Annotated in this window: 20 protein-coding genes; 5 read left to right on the plus strand and 15 right to left on the minus strand. The window is 28.4% G+C overall.

From position 1 onward, the window contains the following. Window positions 1-714: 714 nt before the first annotated feature. Together L1S46_RS24140 and L1S46_RS24145 are read right to left on the minus strand one after the other, a co-directional pair. On the minus strand, window positions 715-1,134 hold the full coding sequence (locus L1S46_RS24140; protein WP_238901195.1) for a hypothetical protein: 420 nt from the start codon (window positions 1,132-1,134) through the stop codon (window positions 715-717). A gap of 114 nt (window positions 1,135-1,248) precedes the next feature. After that, window positions 1,249-1,548, minus strand: a complete 300-nt coding sequence (locus L1S46_RS24145; protein ID WP_238901196.1) for a hypothetical protein — start codon at window positions 1,546-1,548, stop codon at window positions 1,249-1,251. Window positions 1,549-1,831: 283 nt separating this feature from the next. Here L1S46_RS24145 and L1S46_RS24150 point away from each other — a divergent pair, with 283 nt between their 5' ends. Next, window positions 1,832-2,245 (plus strand): DUF1284 domain-containing protein, encoded by a 414-nt coding sequence (locus L1S46_RS24150; RefSeq protein ID WP_238901197.1) that lies wholly within the window; start codon window positions 1,832-1,834, stop codon window positions 2,243-2,245. 152 nt (window positions 2,246-2,397) lie between these two features. On the opposite strand, the gene trpA is transcribed toward L1S46_RS24150, so the two are convergent. From trpA to trpE, 7 genes are all read right to left on the minus strand, one after another. Next, window positions 2,398-3,174, minus strand: coding sequence for a tryptophan synthase subunit alpha (gene trpA, locus L1S46_RS24155; protein WP_238901198.1), 777 nt, complete (start codon window positions 3,172-3,174; stop codon window positions 2,398-2,400). Continuing rightward, window positions 3,174-4,349, minus strand: a complete 1,176-nt coding sequence (trpB, locus tag L1S46_RS24160) for a tryptophan synthase subunit beta (protein WP_238901199.1) — start codon at window positions 4,347-4,349, stop codon at window positions 3,174-3,176. The genes trpA and trpB overlap by 1 nt, the downstream gene beginning before the upstream one ends. A 21-nt stretch (window positions 4,350-4,370) precedes the next feature. Then, window positions 4,371-5,060: a phosphoribosylanthranilate isomerase gene (locus L1S46_RS24165; protein ID WP_238901200.1), complete on the minus strand. Its 690-nt coding sequence runs from the start codon at window positions 5,058-5,060 to the stop codon at window positions 4,371-4,373. A 42-nt stretch (window positions 5,061-5,102) separates the two neighbouring features. Then, window positions 5,103-5,906: an indole-3-glycerol phosphate synthase TrpC gene (gene trpC, locus L1S46_RS24170; protein ID WP_238901201.1), complete on the minus strand. Its 804-nt coding sequence runs from the start codon at window positions 5,904-5,906 to the stop codon at window positions 5,103-5,105. Window positions 5,907-5,930: 24 nt separating this feature from the next. Beyond that, window positions 5,931-6,947: an anthranilate phosphoribosyltransferase gene (gene trpD, locus L1S46_RS24175; protein ID WP_023974681.1), complete on the minus strand. Its 1,017-nt coding sequence runs from the start codon at window positions 6,945-6,947 to the stop codon at window positions 5,931-5,933. A gap of 82 nt (window positions 6,948-7,029) precedes the next feature. After that, window positions 7,030-7,617: an aminodeoxychorismate/anthranilate synthase component II gene (locus L1S46_RS24180; protein WP_011969074.1), complete on the minus strand. Its 588-nt coding sequence runs from the start codon at window positions 7,615-7,617 to the stop codon at window positions 7,030-7,032. Then, a complete protein-coding gene (trpE, locus tag L1S46_RS24185) occupies window positions 7,614-9,005 on the minus strand; it encodes an anthranilate synthase component I (RefSeq protein ID WP_238901202.1) in 1,392 nt (463 codons plus the stop codon). The genes L1S46_RS24180 and trpE overlap by 4 nt, the downstream gene beginning before the upstream one ends. 731 nt (window positions 9,006-9,736) lie before the next feature. On the opposite strand from trpE, the gene L1S46_RS24190 reads away from it, so the two are divergent. Then, window positions 9,737-9,922: a hypothetical protein gene (locus L1S46_RS24190; RefSeq protein WP_238901203.1), complete on the plus strand. Its 186-nt coding sequence runs from the start codon at window positions 9,737-9,739 to the stop codon at window positions 9,920-9,922. Between the two features lie 74 nt (window positions 9,923-9,996). Here L1S46_RS24190 and L1S46_RS24195 read toward each other — a convergent pair whose 3' ends face one another. Continuing rightward, complete coding sequence (locus tag L1S46_RS24195) at window positions 9,997-10,425, minus strand: Rrf2 family transcriptional regulator (RefSeq protein WP_011969072.1); 429 nt, start codon at window positions 10,423-10,425, stop codon at window positions 9,997-9,999. 323 nt (window positions 10,426-10,748) lie between these two features. Here L1S46_RS24195 and L1S46_RS24200 point away from each other — a divergent pair, with 323 nt between their 5' ends. After that, entirely contained in the window at window positions 10,749-11,858 is a 1,110-nt protein-coding gene (locus L1S46_RS24200; RefSeq protein WP_077830663.1) for a DEAD/DEAH box helicase, read from the plus strand. Between the two features lie 215 nt (window positions 11,859-12,073). Here L1S46_RS24200 and L1S46_RS24205 read toward each other — a convergent pair whose 3' ends face one another. Then, window positions 12,074-12,766 (minus strand): cyclic nucleotide-binding domain-containing protein, encoded by a 693-nt coding sequence (locus tag L1S46_RS24205; RefSeq protein WP_011969070.1) that lies wholly within the window; start codon window positions 12,764-12,766, stop codon window positions 12,074-12,076. Between the two features lie 172 nt (window positions 12,767-12,938). Here L1S46_RS24205 and L1S46_RS24210 point away from each other — a divergent pair, with 172 nt between their 5' ends. Next, window positions 12,939-13,361 carry a DMT family transporter gene (locus L1S46_RS24210; RefSeq protein WP_011969069.1) on the plus strand — a complete coding sequence of 141 codons (423 nt, stop codon included), beginning with the start codon at window positions 12,939-12,941 and terminating at the stop codon, window positions 13,359-13,361. Window positions 13,362-13,382: 21 nt separating this feature from the next. After that, entirely contained in the window at window positions 13,383-13,844 is a 462-nt protein-coding gene (locus L1S46_RS24215) for a DMT family transporter (RefSeq protein ID WP_017208936.1), read from the plus strand. A 93-nt stretch (window positions 13,845-13,937) separates the two neighbouring features. On the opposite strand, the gene L1S46_RS24220 is transcribed toward L1S46_RS24215, so the two are convergent. From L1S46_RS24220 to L1S46_RS24235, 4 genes are all read right to left on the minus strand, one after another. After that, the gene (locus L1S46_RS24220; protein WP_011969067.1) at window positions 13,938-14,717 is read right to left on the minus strand and encodes a SprT family zinc-dependent metalloprotease; all 780 of its coding nucleotides are present in this window, start codon (window positions 14,715-14,717) and stop codon (window positions 13,938-13,940) included. A gap of 81 nt (window positions 14,718-14,798) precedes the next feature. Next, the gene (locus L1S46_RS24225; protein WP_238901204.1) at window positions 14,799-16,835 is read right to left on the minus strand and encodes a TetM/TetW/TetO/TetS family tetracycline resistance ribosomal protection protein; all 2,037 of its coding nucleotides are present in this window, start codon (window positions 16,833-16,835) and stop codon (window positions 14,799-14,801) included. A gap of 281 nt (window positions 16,836-17,116) precedes the next feature. Continuing rightward, complete coding sequence (locus L1S46_RS24230) at window positions 17,117-17,818, minus strand: lysophospholipid acyltransferase family protein (RefSeq protein WP_039770501.1); 702 nt, start codon at window positions 17,816-17,818, stop codon at window positions 17,117-17,119. Between the two features lie 266 nt (window positions 17,819-18,084). Then, entirely contained in the window at window positions 18,085-19,011 is a 927-nt protein-coding gene (locus L1S46_RS24235; protein ID WP_238901205.1) for a ribonuclease Z, read from the minus strand. Window positions 19,012-19,024: the final 13 nt, after the last annotated feature.

Genomic DNA, 19,024 nt, shown 5'->3' on the forward strand with positions numbered 1-19,024 from the left:
CTTACTCAAATAAAAATTGCTGGTTTACTTAAATGTATTTATGTTATTCTGTTCAATTTTCAAAGACCAATTTCTCTTTCTAAAGCCTGTTGTTATAAGACTTTACAAGTTTCTGTCGTTTCTGACAGCTTACTCAGTATATCATCGCTTTCAGACTTTGTCAACAACCTTTTTCAAAAACTTTTTAAACATTTTTCTTGGATGTTTTATTAGTTTTAAGTTATTGAATTTTATACTCTTCAGCAACGAATTACATCATATCATCGCTATTTATTCTTGTCAATAACTTTTCCAAAATTATATCTCTCTTAATTTACGATAGTTTTGTAAAGTGTAGTTGTCTTTAATAACTTTATCTTTAACTACATATTTTCTCTTACACTATTACTATACCCAGTGACTTTAAATTTATACTATAAAATTAAATTATTTTTATATTTCATAAAAATTCTATATTTATCTAATTATGGTACTTAGTGATACATAAGTATTAGACGTTTTGCATAATAATGACTTTTCTTTAGTTTTACATTGTAAATTGCTACTATTAATTTAGTAATTCAAACTTATTGTATATATAATAACTTAAAATATAATACACTACGGATCCCCTTTATTGTATTTTATTTTTTATTAGCACATAAAAGATTATAAAAATTACAAAAAAATAAGTTTCCATTAATATGAAAACCTACTTGCTTTTGAAAAAATATTTTAATTATTATTCCTTGGTATAAATCCTTTTATAATTAATGTTGACCAATCGCTATTCGGATTTTCAATCCACTCAAATTGAATATCAAGAAACTTAAGCCACGCATTAAGTCCATGACTTTTTTTACTGACATTCGGTGACTTTCTTCCATGTATTTCTTTTATATTTTCTAATAATTTAACTTGTTCATCTTTTCCTAACTCTTTATTTAACAATTGCTTTAATATTTCTAAACTCTCACTATAAGCTACAGCATCACCTATATACAATTCATCCGCATATACTTGTCTTTCCTTATTTAATAAATCACTTACTTCATTAATTTCATCTTTATTTGATAAATATTGTTTAACCCTTCTTAAGGCTTCAATATCATTATCCAATTTGTTTATGGTTTTTTCTAAACTTTCAAATCTCATTTATTCTTCTCTCTTTACATTTATATTTTAATCATCAATTGCTTAATGAAAATTAACTTATTATAACACTAATATTTATATTTTATCTATATAATTTAAATAATCTCTCATGAATTATAATTTGGAGTTAATTTTATCATAGAGATAAACTAAATACTCAACATTCACATTATTATCAATTAACTTATCAATTCTATTTCTGGCAATCCCTAAGGTATCTCTTGCCTCTCTTAGATCTTTACCCTTTACGCAATTATTTGCATATGTTAATAAATAATCTATTTTCAGCACATCTTCAGCTAAATCTTCTCTATCAGCATTTACTAGTTCCACTAATAAAGAATAAACTTTAGGAGATGTTGTATTTTTAGTATCTTTTAATATATCTGTATTTCTGCTAGTCTTTTTTGTCATAAACTTAAACACCTCATTTCCTCAAAATTATAACATTATTAATTACAATTTACTATTGATATTCTTTTAATAAAACTATTTTCGACTGATATATTTATTATATTTTGCTCCTATAAAAAATTCATATTCAGATATTTTATAGCCTTACTTAACATAAACTTTATTTTCAATTAAATTATTTCATAAACAGATTACGCCAATAGTCAACCTTTCTATTTTGTTAGGTTGACAAATTATTTTTATATACTATATACTGGAATAAAAACTAGATGGAGTTATAAAAATGGTATTACTTAGACCACATCATATAAATTGTTTATTTTTTTATCAGGGATTAGGATATAGTAAAGATTTTATAAGAGGCATGGATAAATTAGTAACTTTAATTAAGGAAAATCCTTATTCCAAAGTTACGTTCATTGTAGGATGTGATATCCTATGTAATAATTGTCCTAATAGAAAAGTTAATAATTGCTGCACAACTCAAAATAAAGTTAATGAATTGGATTATAGTACTTTGCAAACATACAATATCAAAGAAAATGAAGCTTATACGTTCCATGAAATTATAGATACTATTTATAAAAATTTTAGTGAAGCTAAATTCAATAAAATATGTAGATCATGTAACTGGTACAAAAGAGGAATATGTACTGAAAGTATAATTAGTTGTCAAATTGAAAAATGGGACTTGTAAAACAAATATCCTATTTATACTTTTTACTCTTTCATCCCATTTAACATCAGAATAAGAAATCCACTTTATCTTTACGATAAGGTGGATTTAACTGGATATATCATATAATAAATATGATATTTTTTATAGCTCATATTAGAATATACTTTATATTATTTAAGACCATCACTTAAATCTTTCACGAAATCTATTACCGCTTGTTTACTTTCTGCCATTCTCTTAACTATTGCACTACCTACAATCACTCCATCACAATAGTCTTTAACTTCTTTTACTACTTCTTTTGACGAAATCCCAAAACCAATGCACATTGGTATATCTACGTTCTTTCTAACTTCTGTTAAATATTCATGAGTTCCAGAATCTAAAGTTTTTCTTTCCCCTGTAGTTCCATTTGTAGATACACAATATACAAAACCTTTTGCCCCTTTTGTTATTGCCTCTATTCTATCTTTTGAAGTTCTAGCTACTAGAGGAATTAAGTATATGCCATTATCTTCACATACTTTATCAAGATCTCCCCTTTCCTCAAGAGGAACATCTGGAACTATAAGTCCATCTACACCGCTTTTGGCTGCTGTTTTTATGAAACTTTCTATTCCAGTAAAGTATACAACATTAAAATACACCATTAATACAATTGGAACTTCTGATCTTTTTCTTATTAATTCTACACATCTAAATACATCTTTCACTTTTGTTCCATTTTGAAGTGCTTTAGTATATGCATTTTGTATTACTGGGCCATCAGCAAGAGGATCTCTAAAAGGCACTCCAATTTCAACTATAGTTGCTCCTTCTTTTTCTAAAGACACTATCAAATCAGCTGTTTCTTCAACCGTGAAATCTGCCCCACATGTTACAAAAGGTATTAAAGCTTTTCTATTTTCTTCTTTTACTTTATTAAATGATAAATCTATTCTATTCATTATTTTTCACCTAGATATGCAAGCACAGCATCCATATCTTTATCTCCTCTCCCTGAAATATTTACAATTATGATTTTATCGCTGCTAAGTGTTTGTGCTAATTTTTTAGCATATGCTACAGCATGAGATGATTCAAGGGCTGGTACTATCCCTTCTATTCTTGTTAAATACATAAATCCATCTCTTACAGCTTCTTCATCTGTTATGCTTTCATATTCAGCTCTATTAGTTTCAGCTAAATATGCATGTTCAGGTCCAACTCCTGGATAATCAAGACCAGCTGATATTGAATATGCTTCAAGCACTCCACCATCATTATCCTGAAGTACATAACTCAACATTCCATGTAAGATTCCTTTTTCCTTCTTTGTAATGGTTGCTGCATGTTCTCCAGTTTCAATACCTTTACCTGCAGCTTCAACTCCAATAAGATTAACTTCCTTGTCGTGAATAAATGGATAAAATATTCCTATTGCATTGCTTCCTCCACCAACTGGAGCTAAGATATAATCCGGTAGCCTTCCTTCAAGCTCTAATATTTGCTTTCTAGCTTCATCACCTATAACTCTTTGGAAATTCCTAACCATAGTTGGATATGGGTGAGGACCAGCAGCTGTTCCTAAAACATAGTATGTATCTTCTACATTTGAGGCCCAATATCTAATTGCTTCAGTTACTGCATCATTTAATGTTCTTACTCCATTTAATACTGGAACAACTTCAGCACCCAAAAGTTCCATCTTCTTAACATTCATAGCTTGTCTCTTTATGTCTTCTTCTCCCATAAATATCTTACATTCCAAGCCAAACTTTGCTGCTACTGTAGCTGTTGCAACGCCATGTTGTCCAGCACCTGTTTCTGCTATAACTTTCTTCTTACCCATTCTTTTAGCTAAGAGTACTTGTCCTAAAGCATTATTAATTTTATGAGCGCCAGTATGATTTAAATCTTCTCTCTTTAAATAAATTTTTGCCCCACCTAAATCTTTTGTCATATTTTCAGCATAATAAAGTGGACTTGGTCTTCCTGTATAATAGTTTAAATAATACATGTATTCATCCATAAATTCTTTATCATCTATCACCTTATTGTAAGCATCTTCAAGTTCAATAAGTGCATTCATTACAGTTTCAGGAACATATTGCCCCCCAAATTCGTTAAATTTACCTTTCATTACTTTTCCACCTTTCTTGATTCAATTAACATTAATCGCTCTTACTTTTTCAATTAAACTTCTTATCTTTTCAAATGACTTTGTTCTAGTTCCATCTTCATTTGTAATTTCTACTCCTGATGAAACATCAATTCCAGAGGGATTTACTTTTTCTATTCTTTCAGCTACATTTTCTGGTGTTATACCACCTGCCAAAAAGAAACTATATTGATTATTAGTTGGATCACAATTATTTTCTTTGTTAGAATCTACTTTTAATAATTTACATATATTTTCTAATGAAAAAGCTTCTCCACTGCCTGGTTTATCTCCATCAATAAGGATATTATCAATTAAATCACTATACTTATTATCTGCATATTTTTTTATATTTTCAGCATCGCTTATTGACAATGCTTTCCATATACTTACTGATTCCTCCACACTTGCCTTTAACGAGGATACAAAGTTTTCATCTTCTTTTCCATGAAGCTGAATAATATTTAAAGGTAGTATGTTAATTACATCTAGAATTTCATCTATAGAATTATCTTTAAATACTCCAACGATTTTTATTTGTTTATCTAAATTATTAGATAACTGTTTAGCTTCTCTTACTGTTACCTGTCTTTTACTTTTTGTAAAAACAAATCCCATATATTCTGGCTTTAATATATTTAAATATTTAATCTCATTCTTATTAGTTATCCCACAAATTTTAACTTGAATCATATCAAATCCTCACATAATCTAATATTATTTTAGATTTATAAATTACTTATTATTTCTAAATTCTTTATATTTAGCTTTAAATTCAGAATCATTTATTTTTCTCATAAATAATTCTCCAATTAAAACTCCATCTACTCCATATTCCTTAATTACATTCAAATCTTCTATACTCATGATTCCACTTTCAGCTATTATTATCTTATCTTTTGGAATACACCGAATTAATTCTTTAGTTATATCTAACGAAACATTGAAATTTTTTAAATCTCTATTATTAACTCCAATAATTTCACAATCATATTTAAGTGCTAAATCTAGTTCTGCCTTATTATGAATTTCTACTAATGGTTCTAAATTAAATCTCTTTGCTTCTTTGTAAAATTCCCCCAACCTTTCACCTAAAACACTAGCAATAAGCAAAATTCCATTCGCGCCCAAAACTTTCGACTCATAAATCTGGTAGAAGTCAATTATAAAATCTTTACGCAATATTGGAGTATGCGAAATTTTTCTAATTTCTTTTAAATAATCATCACATCCTAAAAAGAAATCTTCTTCAGTTAGAATCGAAAATACATCTATTCCAATATACGTATAATAGTTTAATATTTCTTTTATATTAAAATTCTCCACAATAACGCCTTTAGATGGTGATGCCTTTTTAAATTCTCCTATTACTGATAACCCATCTTTTCTTAATACCTTTATAAAAGGATTTCTAAAACTTGCTTCTACTTCATTTTCAACTCTACATAATGCTTGTTTTTCTAATTCTTTCATAGGAATTTCTTTTTTTCTCTTCTCTACCCTTATTTTTTTCATTTCAATAATATCATCCAAAATCAAAAACATTGCCCCCTTTATTATTATTTAAACTATCACTTGCAAACTAGAAAGTTCCTCATACTTTTTATAAGCTGCTCTCGAATCAATGAGCTCTGATGCTTTTTTAATACCATCTTCTATGGAATCAACTAAGTTCGCTACGTATAATGCGGCCCCAGAGTTCAAAACTACAATATCTCTTTTAGGACCTCTTTCCCCCTTAAGAATTTTAATTATTATTTCTGCGTTTTCTTTTGCTTCTCCACCCTTAATATCATCTAAAGTAGCTTTCTTAAAACCTAGCTTTTCTGGATCTAGTTTGTAATTTTTAATTTTTCCATCTTTAACTTCACATATACTTGTTGATGTAGTAATCGTAATTTCATCTAACCCATCATCACCATGAACAATCATTGCTCTCTTTAATCCCAGATTTAGCAATACTTCCCCAATATCCTTTAGTAAAGCTCCATCATATACTCCCATTAGTTGCCCAGTAATTGGTGCTGGATTTGCTAATGGCCCTAGTAAATTAAAAATTGTTCTTATTCCAAGTTCCTTTCTTTCTTTTGATACATTCTTCATAGCACCATTGTATTTTGGCGCAAATAGAAATGCCATTCCATTTTCCTCAATGATTTTTTTACTTTGAATTTCATCAAAATCAATATTTATTCCAAGTTCGACTAGTACATCTGCACAACCACTTTTACTCGAAACTGCGCGATTCCCATGCTTTGCAACCTTAGCACCACCACTTGCCGCAACTATTGCTACTGCTGTAGATATATTAAAAGTTTTTGAACCATCTCCTCCTGTACCGCAGGTATCAATCAAATGTTCTGTGTTTTCTATTTCAACTTTTACCCCATTATCTCTAATTGCTTTAACTGCACCTAATATTTGCCTTGGAGTTTCCCCATTTACTCTAAGACCAACTAAGAAACCTCCAATTTGTGACGAAGTTGCTTCCCCTTTCATAATCTGATTAATTACACCTCTTACTTCATCTTCGGTTAATTCTTCCCTTAAAGCCAACTTCTTGATTGCATCATTTATGATCATTTTAATGCCCCCTTAAAATTTATAAAATTGCTTATTTCAGCGCTTTCACATTTAATATCACATTCTTTAATATTTAATTTTAATCACCTAATGTGTCCCCACAAATATTAATCACAAAATTTCCAATAATATGTTTACCTTTTGCTGTATATATTGATTCCGGATGGAATTGAAGTCCAAAAACGTTGTATTCCTTATGCTTAAGTGCCATTATATAATTGCCTTCAACAGTTAAAGCTAGTACTTCAAGACAGCTCGGAAGTGAACTATTCTCAACTATAAGCGAATGATATCTCATAACCTCTAATTTTCTTGGTATTCCTTCAAATATATCCTTTCCTTTTACTTGAATTTTTGATGTTTTGCCATGAAAAATTTCGCTTGCTCTAATTACTTTTCCTCCATAAGCTTCTGCAATGCTTTGATGCCCAAGACATATACCTAAGATAGGAATCTTATTTCCTAATTCTTTTACAACATCTATCGATATACCTGCATTCTCTGGAATACCTGGCCCTGGGGATATTACTATACCTTTTGGATTTAGTTCTCTCAACTTCTCTACAGTTATTTCATCATTTCTAAAGACCACTGTTTCTGCAAATTCACTTAAGTATTGATATAAATTAAATGTAAATGAATCATAATTATCTATTAAAGCAATCATCTTAAAGCCTCCTTTAAAGCCATTAGTTTACTTTGAACTTCTTCAAATTCTTTTTCTGGAACTGAATCATATACTATTCCGGCTCCTGCCTGAAGATAAGCTGTTTTATCTTTTAATATTAACGTCCTTATAGAAATTGCTGTATCCATATTTCCTCCATAAGAAAAATATCCAACGGCCCCTGAATAAATTCCTCTTTTGAAATCTTCAAGATCTTCTATGATCTCCATGGCTCTGATTTTAGGAGCACCAGATACTGTTCCTGCTGGAAGGCAGGCTGCTAATGCATCAAATCCATCCAAATCATCTTTTATATCTCCAACAACCTTAGTAGTAATATGCATAACATGCGAAAATCTCTCAATTTTCATAAAATCGCTCACATTAACTGTTCCTATCTTGCTTACTTTACCTATATCATTTCTTCCTAGATCAACAAGCATAATATGTTCCGCAAGCTCCTTTTTATCTTCAATCAACTCTTTCTCAAGTGCATTATCAATTTCTGGAGTTTCGCCTCTTTTTCTAGTTCCAGCTATAGGATTTGTGATAACTTTACCATGTCTCACCGATACCAAACTTTCTGGTGATGATCCTATAACTTGATAGCTATCATAATCTATTAGATACATATAAGGTGAAGGGTTCTCTTCTCTAAGCTTTCTATATATTTCCAAATGGTTTTTTTCAGTCTCACAAGTCATTCTCTGCGATAATACAACTTGGAATATATCTCCTGCCAATATATGCTCTTTTGCTTTTCTAACTTTTTCTTCAAAATCTTCTTTGGATGTATGAAATCTGAAAGAAACATCTTTCTTTCCTTTCGATGGCTCTGTTACTATCGGCCTATAAAGTAGACTATTTATATATTCATATTGTGATTCGATTATTTCATCATACTCTCGAGCATCATTTTTTAATATGTTGTCTATAATATAAACTTTATGAGTAAAATGATCGTAGCAAATATACCTGTTATAAAAATTAAATCTTATTATAGGAAGCTTTAAATCATCTTTGTTATTAAAATTAAGTTTTTTCTCATAAAACTGTATGGAATCATATCCCATATATCCTATAGCCCCACCTTTAAATGAAAAAATATTAGTACTATTATCAAACTTTAATCTACTTTCTCTTTTGAGTTCATTTATTTCTTCTTTTCCATCCCCACAAATTTCTTTATAAGGATTTTCTCCCAAAAACGAATATCTACCGAAATAATTTTCTTTACTTCCACTTTCGAAAATAAATTTTCTTTTACCTTTGAATCCACCAAAAATTTTAATAGGAGTGATTTCATCTCCTCTAAATTCACTTATCAATGAAAATATATATTCTCCCTTCTTTTTTTGATTAAAAGTTTCCTTTGAAATATTAATCATGATTCTCCCCCCAATTTTCGTTAAATTATATAAAAAAAGCCACTTCATCCCGAATATTGGGACGAAGTGACTCGTTATGCCACCCAAAATCAAATACAATCTAAACGGTATTTTTCATAGCTACTTTAATCTTTAAATAATACTTAAATTTAATATGGCAAATAGTAAATACTTTTACTTATAATTCTTTATTTACTAGAATTAAAAGTATTTTATAAGAACAAATAACATATTAAACTTATTAAAAATAAAAAAACATCCCGTCCTAAATAGGACGAAATGTATAAATTTCGCTATGCCACCTAATGTATATGTGCTATCAGATACTATTATGAAATTCAGTCAAACACAAAATCCCCATAATTATATCCTGTCATTTTAACGGCTGACTTCCCGTACATTCCTACTCTTAATATTTCAAAATGTCACCTCAAAGACCCATTCAATAATATCTTCAGTACTCGACTCTCACCAAACATCGAACTCTCTTTACACTAAGTTTTATTATCTACTATTCTTATCAAAGGTTTTAATTTATTGAAATTATAATAACATAGTCTTAAGAATAATACAAGCCCTTTTAACATAGATAATTTATCTATAATATTAACTAAAAACATTATAGAAATATATAATTCACAATAAATATTTAAATTGAATATACTACCTTAGTAATTAATTATCCATTACTCTTTCTAAATTATTTATATTTCAATGAAAGGAGTTTTCATATGGAAACAGCATATGATTTATTTAAAAAATTACTTGTAGTTATGGCCGATATAGATAGAATTTTAGATGAAAAATCTAAGATAATTGACTCTAAACGTATAGAAATCTTAGATAAAAAAATAGATTCCTTGGAATTAGAAATCTTTGAATTAAAAAACAAATTAAAAAGCATTAAGCTAAAATAAAATAAGCCTACAGTAATGGTAGGCAGTACATATTTAGTAGCAGTAAATATATATCTACTGCTACTAAATCATGATTAAATATAATACATATCTTCTTTATTGTATTTTTTATAATCATTAACCAAATCCTCTAAAGTTATAGAATTGAAAAAATTAATTATTTTATTATTTATAACATTCCACAAATTTTCGCTCATAAAATTTTCTATTTCATTTTCATCATTCTCTATATCAATTAGAAGTAAATCACCTTCTAGAACATTTAATATATCTCCAATTGTAAATTCTCTAGAACTTTTAGCCAAAAAGTAGCCTCCTTGAGCTCCTTTCTTAGCATTTATAATGCCTCCTTTTCTTAAAGAAGAAAATATTTGTTCCAAATATCTCTCAGATATTCCTTGTCTTTCAGAAATACTTTTTACAGTAACCATCTCTGAAACCGAGAATATACAAATATCAATTAATGCTCTTAATCCATATCTACCTTTTGTTGAAATCTTCATAAAATCACCGTATCTTGCCTTTCTTCTATATTTAATTATATTAAGACACATTTAGAAAATCAACTATTAAAAGTTTTGTTTTACATACGATTTTCTTCAAATCTTTCTTTATAAATATATAAAATACTATCTTTTTCCCATAATTGTAAATACATTTTATTCTTCCTATTATAATTTAACACATTTTATTATTTTGTAAAACTCTTTTATATAGTAGATTGACTTTTAATGCTAGATAATTATATTATAAAGAATAGTGTCTAACATAAAAAGAAATACTTAAATTGATACTTTATTTGTAAATTATGAAAGGTATGAAAATAATGAATTTTAAACAATTAGGTCTTAGTGACGATTTAATCAAAATACTAAATAAATCAGGGATTGCTGATCCCACACCAATACAGAAGCAAAGTATCCCCAAAATAAGAGATGGTAAAGACGTCATTGCAGAAGCAGCTACAGGAACTGGGAAAACCCTTGCATTTTTACTTCCTCTTTTAGAAAATATAAATTCAAAATCTAATGAAATTCAGGCTCTCATATTGACTCCAACTCGAGAGCTTGCAATACAAATAACTAATGAAGCTAACAAACTCAAAGAATTTAATGATATCAATATATTACCTGTTTACGGAGGTAAAGATATTGCTTCGCAGTTAAAAAAACTAAATAATAATATTCACTTAATTATTGCAACTCCAGGCAGACTATTAGATCATCTAGAAAGAAAAACTATCGACTTAAGTAAGTTAAAAACTTTTATCTTAGATGAAGCAGATCAAATGTTACTAATGGGATTTAAAAACGAAGTTGAATCGATTATAAGTAAGATGCCTAGAAAAAAACAACTTCTTTGCTTTTCAGCTACAATTGACTCTTCTGTAAAAAAACTAGCTTATAGATATATGAAAGATCCTATTGAGGTATTCATAAAACAAGATGATATAGCTCTAGATGCTATAGAACAAGATATTGTTGAAACTACTGATAGAAAAAAACGAGATGCTTTATGCAAAGTTCTAGATGAAGATAATCCATTTATGGCTATTATATTTTGTAGAACAAAAAGAAGAGTTGATGAACTTGAAGCAGTCTTGCATACTCGTAAATATAATTGCGAAAAATTACATAGTGACATCCCTCAAAATAAAAGAGAGAGAATAATGAAATCTTTTAGAAATGCAGAAATTCAATACTTAATTGCTACCGATGTTGCCGCAAGAGGACTAGATATAAATGGAATAACACATATTTATAATTACGATATTCCTGAAAGCGTGGAAAGTTATATACATCGTATTGGTAGAACTGGAAGAGCTGGCGAAAGCGGCTATACATGCATGTTTATAGATCCAAAGAACATAAAAGACGTCAACGAAATTGAGGGCGCAATTGGATTTAAAATAAGAAGACGAAATGTAGAAATATAAAATTCAGACCACTAGCAGTTTTGAAAATACTAAATCAAAATTTTGTATGAATAAAAGTCCTCTACTAAAAATAATTTTAAACTTAGTAGAGGACATTTTTTAATACCATTCTTAAATATATAATTCAATTCATATTTATCTAAATAAGCCTTTGCATCAATCTATGCTAATTATATATCTGGTGGATCCTAAAAATAAGTAAATACAACAATCTGTTATTTATATAAATCTCCTGCTAAATACAATAATTTATCATAATCCTGAATAAAATATTCCTTATTATTTCTTTTCAAAATCCCTTCTAAGCAAAGCTTATTCAATGTTCTACTTAAATGCCTATAACTTGTTCCTAGCAATTCTGCTATTTCAATATAATTTTCTCTAAATATAATTTTTCTAGTATTTGAATTTTCAATTTCAGAGAATGCTATTATATAACTAGCAAGCCTATTCTCAAGTGGATATAATAAGTTTATTGAAGTATTAGTACTGCTATTTGTTAATTTCTCACTCAAATAGCTACATAAATTCACCAAAAACTTACAATCATTTATTAGAATTTTTCTTACAATATCAAATCTAATTCCTATACAGTAAGTGTCCTTAATTGCTTGAACACTGCAATCTGTTGGATTATTTCTCACAAATTCAGCATCTCCAATTATTGTAATCGGACTATAAAATGATATTAATAATGATTTACCATTTTCTAGATGCTTAGATACTTTAGCTTTTCCCTCAACTAAAAAATACATATTTTCTAAAATCTCTTCTTCCCTACAGATATATTCATTTTTATTAAACATATATAGTTCCATATATCTTCCCATATCTTCTGAAAATAGGTTTTCTAATTTATTTTTATTTATATATTCTGAAATCCTAATATTATCTTCTATCTTTATCAATGAAGTCAACTCCTAATAAATATTGAATAAAAAAATTAATTTTAAACATGACATTTGTCCTATATAAATCTCATTATAGTAATTTACAATATAAAGAGCAACTTTCCTTTAAAAATAACTCTTAAAACTATTTATAAACAAAATAATAAATTTATTTAAGGAGATAGCACTTATGTATAATATTTTATCATTACTAATAGGCGTACTTATAACTATTATGATTGCTTTCAACGCTAAATTATCTGACGGACTTGGCAACTATTCTTCTTTAATTGTAATTCACTTTGTAGGATTAATAATTGTTATAGGAATAGTTATCTTTAAAAAGATTAAAATTACTTTTAAGAATAATTTACCATTATATCTTTATATTGCTGGGGCTATTAGTGTTTTCACCGTTATGTTTAATAACTTAAGCTATGCAGCTCTTGGAGTTTCTCTTCCTGTTGCATTAGGACTTCTAGGCCAACTATTAACTTCATTAGCTTTTGATCACTATGGATTCTTAGATGTGCCAAAGTCTAATTTTAATAAGAAAAAATTTATAGGCCTCTTAGTTATAACAGCTGGAATCTTTATCATGTCATTTTTTTAAAAGAAAGGAGCAATTATTAATATGTTTTTTGTTTTAATTTCGATAGCAGCTGGCGCTATTGTAGTAATTTCAAGAATTCTAAATACTAGACTTTCTGAGAAGGTAGGGTTAGTACAATCAAGCTTTTTTAATTATATTACTGGTTTAGTTGCATCAATATTATTATTTATTATTATAAAAGATAAATTTTTACTTGAACAATTTCGCACTCTTCCACTTTATGCTTATTTAGGTGGTCTATTAGGAGTAATTGTTGTCATCTTATCTAGTGTTATAACGCCAAAGATGTCCTCATTTTATGCTACTTTATTAATATTTATTGGACAACTTTTTACTGGAATCATTTTGGATTGTGTGATACAAAATACTATTCCATTAGCCAAAATCATCGGGGGACTTTTAGTTGTCTTAGGTTTAGCGTACAATTTGCATATAGATGCATCTACACAAGAACTTACAGAATTAGATGAAAATATTATATAGGCTAATCTACAAATATGTAATTATAAAAAGAGGTAACATACAAAAACAAAGTGTTACCTCAAAATCCACATATTATATTTTACAGTGTTTATCCTATAAATACATATTTAATCCATTTAATTTAAGCCATTCATGTTTTTCTTTATAATCCGGCATTATTTCATGAACTCTATTCCAGAAATCCTTTGAATGATTCCTGTGGTCCATATGGCACATTTCGTGTACAACAATATAATCCAAAACATCAGGTCTTGCCATACTACATCTCCAATTAAATAGAATAACATTTTTCCATGTGCAGCTTGCCCATCTTCTTTTTTGTTCCTTAACTCTTATACCTGTAACCTTGTCTCTAAAATTCTTTGAATAATAACCTATTCTTTGTGTAACAATCTCCAAAGTTTCTTTTCTATACCACTTTTCAAATGCTGCCCTTAATTTTTCTATTTCCATTGTATTTGTGTGTATTATAAAACATTTCTCCTCATTACTGATATCTATATCTCCTAATAGCTCTTCACCATTTCTATATACATTATTAAAATTTCCACTAAGTTGAATAGATATGTTCTTTATTTTTTCATCAAAAATTAATTTAAAAGAATACTCTTTTCCTAAATATATAAATGTGCTTTCTGGTGTAAAATCTCTCTTAGTCTTTTTTGAATTTCTTTGAATCATTTCTTTCTGCTTTTCAAAAATCCAATCTGACCTTTTTCTCACAACTAACATAATATAATCTTTGCTAGTTTTTAAAGGAGCACTAACAACAACTTTTCCACTTTCTTCAATTTTAATACATATAGTTTTTCTTTTCCTCCGAATTAACTCAAATTCTATAATCTTCTTTTCAAACTCCAATTTATATTTCATTTTATCTCCAAATTATTAAATTTGCATTATAATTATTAAAATGAGTAATTACCTAAATGCAAATTTACTATAGTAACTTATTTATGCATCAAATTCAATATGCATTTCCTCATCAGCTCTATCCCATGTGACCAAATAGCCTTGACCATGCGAACAAAATACTGATGTTGACGTATATTCAATATCAGCGTTTTTATTGTATGCTTTAGTTTCTATTACTTCTTCACTATTATTGCATAAATCATATCCATCATATATTAAGTTTATGCTGCCTTTCCCTCTTGTAAAAGCTATAACTTCCATACTGTAATCCATAAATGTTGATACTGGCCCCCTCCCATTTATTATCACTTTATTTTCTAGCATTTCTATAGGTTCAAAAGTTCCACTTAGTTTTTGAATATCTGCTAAAATTCTTCCAACATGTTCATTAGAGGCTTCTATTACAAATTTATAATATGGTTCCAATAGTATATTATAAGCTTTCTCTAATCCTTGCCTTAATGCCCTAAATGTTGCCTCCCTAAAATCTCCCCCACAAGTATGCTTATTATGGGCTCTTCCAGTTAATAGTGTTAACTTTATATCTGTTATAGACGATCCTGTTAATATACCATGATGCTCTCTCTCAAAAATATGCGTTCTAATTAAATTCTGATTTCCTTGAGTCAAATCATCGTCATGACATTTATTTTCAAAAACAATTCCACTATTCCTTGGCAATGGTTCAAGTTTAAGATGCACTTCTGCGTAGTGTCTTAATGGTTCAAAGTGTCCACGACCTATAGATGCTTCTGCTATAGTCTCCTTATAAATAATTTGACACTTACCGAAATCAACTATTAAACTAAACCTTTCTTTAACTAACTCCTTCAATACCTCTAGCTGAATTTTCCCCATTACATGTACATCGATTTCTTGAAAAATTTCATTCCATGTAACATTTAGTGATGGGTCTTCTGATTCTAGCACCTTGAAATACCTTAAAACTTCACGAGCATTGCAATTTTTATCAAAAATCACTTTAGACATTAAGGTTGGAGTCATTTCGTATTGTGTTTTTTCTTTTAGATCCCCAATACCATCTCCTGCTACTGCCTTTGAAATACCTGTCACAGCAAATAAATCTCCAGCTTCTACAACATCTACTGCTTTAAATTTTTTCCCATTATATATTCTTATACTGCTTATTTTTTCAGTAATTTCGTTAGAATTATTTTGTACATGATCTAATTCTTTTACGAATTGACCACCATAGCTTACTTCCTCTCTAACCTTTAACTTTCCTTTTAAAGCTTTAATAAAAGTTACACGATTTCCATTTTCATCATGACGAATTTTATATACACGCCCAGAAAATTTTTCATTACTTTTATACTCTGTATATGTTAATTTATCAATAATATTTAGAAATTCTATTATTCCATCATCTTGAAGTGCAGATCCCCCAAAACATGGAAATACTTTGTTTTCTTTTATGAGTGATATAAACGTTTTTATCCAAAGATCATAATCATAGTTTCCTTCAATATATTTTTCTAAAAGTCCATCATTATGCTCACTTATAAATTCTATTAAATACTCATTTAAATTGAACTCATCAAATTTGTTTATATCATCTATTTCTTTTTTGCTGTCATAAATAAAATTATTATCTATATAACACGCATCACTCGATAAATCTCTTTTTATTTCTCTTATAACTCTATCTTTATCTGCTCCAGTTCTGTCTAATTTATTAATGAAAAATATAGTCGGAATCTTATATTTTCTTAATAAATTCCACACTGTCTTTGTATGACCCTGTACTCCTTCAACTCCGCTTATAATGATTATCGCATAATCCATAATTTCTATAGACCTTTCCATCTCTGTGCTAAAATCAATATGTCCTGGAGTGTCAATTAAGTAATACGTAGAACCATTCAGTTCAAAAGTCCCTTGATCAGAAAATACAGTTATTCCTCTTTCTTTTTCTATATTATGACTATCTAAAAATGAGTCTTTATGATCTACTCGTCCTCTATTTGTTATACTTTTAGTATGATAAAGTACTTGTTCTGAAAATGTAGTCTTCCCTGCATCAACATGTGCTAAAATCCCTATTGTCTTTTTCATCAAATCATCCTTATAGTTTATTTATAAAATAATTATTTACCTTAATCTTCTACTAGTATTTACTTAGAGTATATCACATAAATTATTTGGAAGTAATATAAAACAAATGCACAATATTCAACTAAGTAATCTCAAAGAAAAAACATAATTTAAATTTTATCTATAATTATCATAATAATTATTATATAAAATAAATTTCTTCTTCCCGTAAAATTATTTACTGAAAATTGTGCATTAGTATTAATACAAATAATTTAGTTCTAAAAATTATTAACTATTCTTTATTTTAAGTTATCTATAATTGTATTTCTTATATTCTCTGCTAAATTATACTCTTCTTCTTTAGATAAATTTTTAGTATCAATAGTTTTCCCAAATACCACTTTTATTTTTGTAGGTTTAAATTTCCTAGTATCTTCAAATGCTCTAGAAGCCCTATCTATACTTACTGGCACTATCATAGCTTGAGATTTAGTTGCTAATTTCAAACTTCCTTTTTTGAATTGCCCTACTTTTCCTTCTTTATTTCTAGTTCCCTCTGGAAATATAACCATTGAACTTCCATTCTTAATATTTTCAATTGCTTCATTTATTGATGCAATGGCAGCTCTTGTATTACTTCTGTCTAAAGGTACACATTTACTCTTTTTCAACCAGTAACCTAGTATTGGAGTTTTTAGCAATTCCCTTTTAGCAATAAATCCCATCTTCTTATTCACAGTATAAAGCAATATTATTATATCTAATATACTTGAATGATTACCTACAAACACGCATTGCTCTTCAGGTATATTTTCCGTGCCCGTCACATCTAATTCTATTCCTATTATTTTTAAAGTGAATTTACTCCAAAGATATGCAGTTTTTCTTACATACTCCTCAGCAGATTCATCACCCTGAGTTCTCAAAATAAATGTATGCTTAACTCCTTTTATCCTTACCCACAGCATATAAAAAACATAACATATTTTTTTAAAAAACATTTCTTGATTTCTCCTTTTTCTTTCGTCTCCAATTATTATATAATTTCTACCATATTATACTCTTTTTTTATTACATTGGCTATTTATATATGTAAAAATTATATAATTTCATTTTTTAAATTCACAACTAACTCAAATTCATGTTAATCTTCTTACTATCAAGTATAACTTAAAAACCATATACACATTTAGATTAATGTACTCAAATACTAAAAGTAAAAAAACATAAAACTAATATTCATAATCGGTTTTATGTTTCTCCTTGATTAATCTTCATTAAAATTTAAAGTTGTTTTATACCTATCAAAGCCAATTATAGTTTTATCGAAAACTTCATTTGCATTATTTAAGTATTCTTCCGGCTCGTTCATGGCCGTTCCAAAATGAGTTAATAAAAGTTTTTTAACATTGCCTTTTAGTGCTAAATCAGCTGCTTCTCTAAAAGTCATATGTTTATTTTTAATAGCTTTAGGTAAATCTTTATCATCTCCATAAGTACCCTCACAAATGAAATAATCACTATCATTAATAAATTCTATTATATTTTTAATTGGTCTTGTATCTGTAATTATACTGACTTTTATTCCTTTCCTCTCTTCTCCCATTACCATATCATTAGTATATAAAGCACCATCTAGCACAATATCTTCTTCATTTCTTTGCAACCTATTCCACAGAATTTTAGGAACTTTATTTTTTTCAGCTTTCTCTACATCAAATTTTGGCTGCCGTTTAAAATAAAAACAATAACCTATACATGTTGAAGAATGATCTAACTCTAGAACTGATATATCTACATCTAAATTTATACTACCATCAAATAATTTAAATGTTTCTTTAGGATTCTCTATTATATTAATTTCATAAGGCAACCAATTTGCTATTACTCTTAATTTTTCTACTGTTTCTCTTATTCCTTCTGGTCCTATAATTGTTATGAGTTCAGTTCTTCCACTATTACCTATCGTTCCAAGAAGTCCTGGAAGTCCTACAATATGATCGCCGTGGATATGAGTAATGCAAATAACATCTATAGACTTAAATCCTGTATTTGATATTCTCATTGATACTTGAGTTCCTTCACCACAGTCAACCAGAATTTTCCTTCCTCTATAGTTTATTAGTGTAGCTGATAGAAATCTATTGGGCATAGGCATTCCACCTCCGCAACCTAATAAAAGTATATCAATCATCTAATTTCACCTC

Source organism: Clostridium sp. YIM B02500 (assembly GCF_022324665.1).
GTDB classification, from domain to species: Bacteria; Bacillota; Clostridia; order Clostridiales; family Clostridiaceae; genus Clostridium; species Clostridium beijerinckii.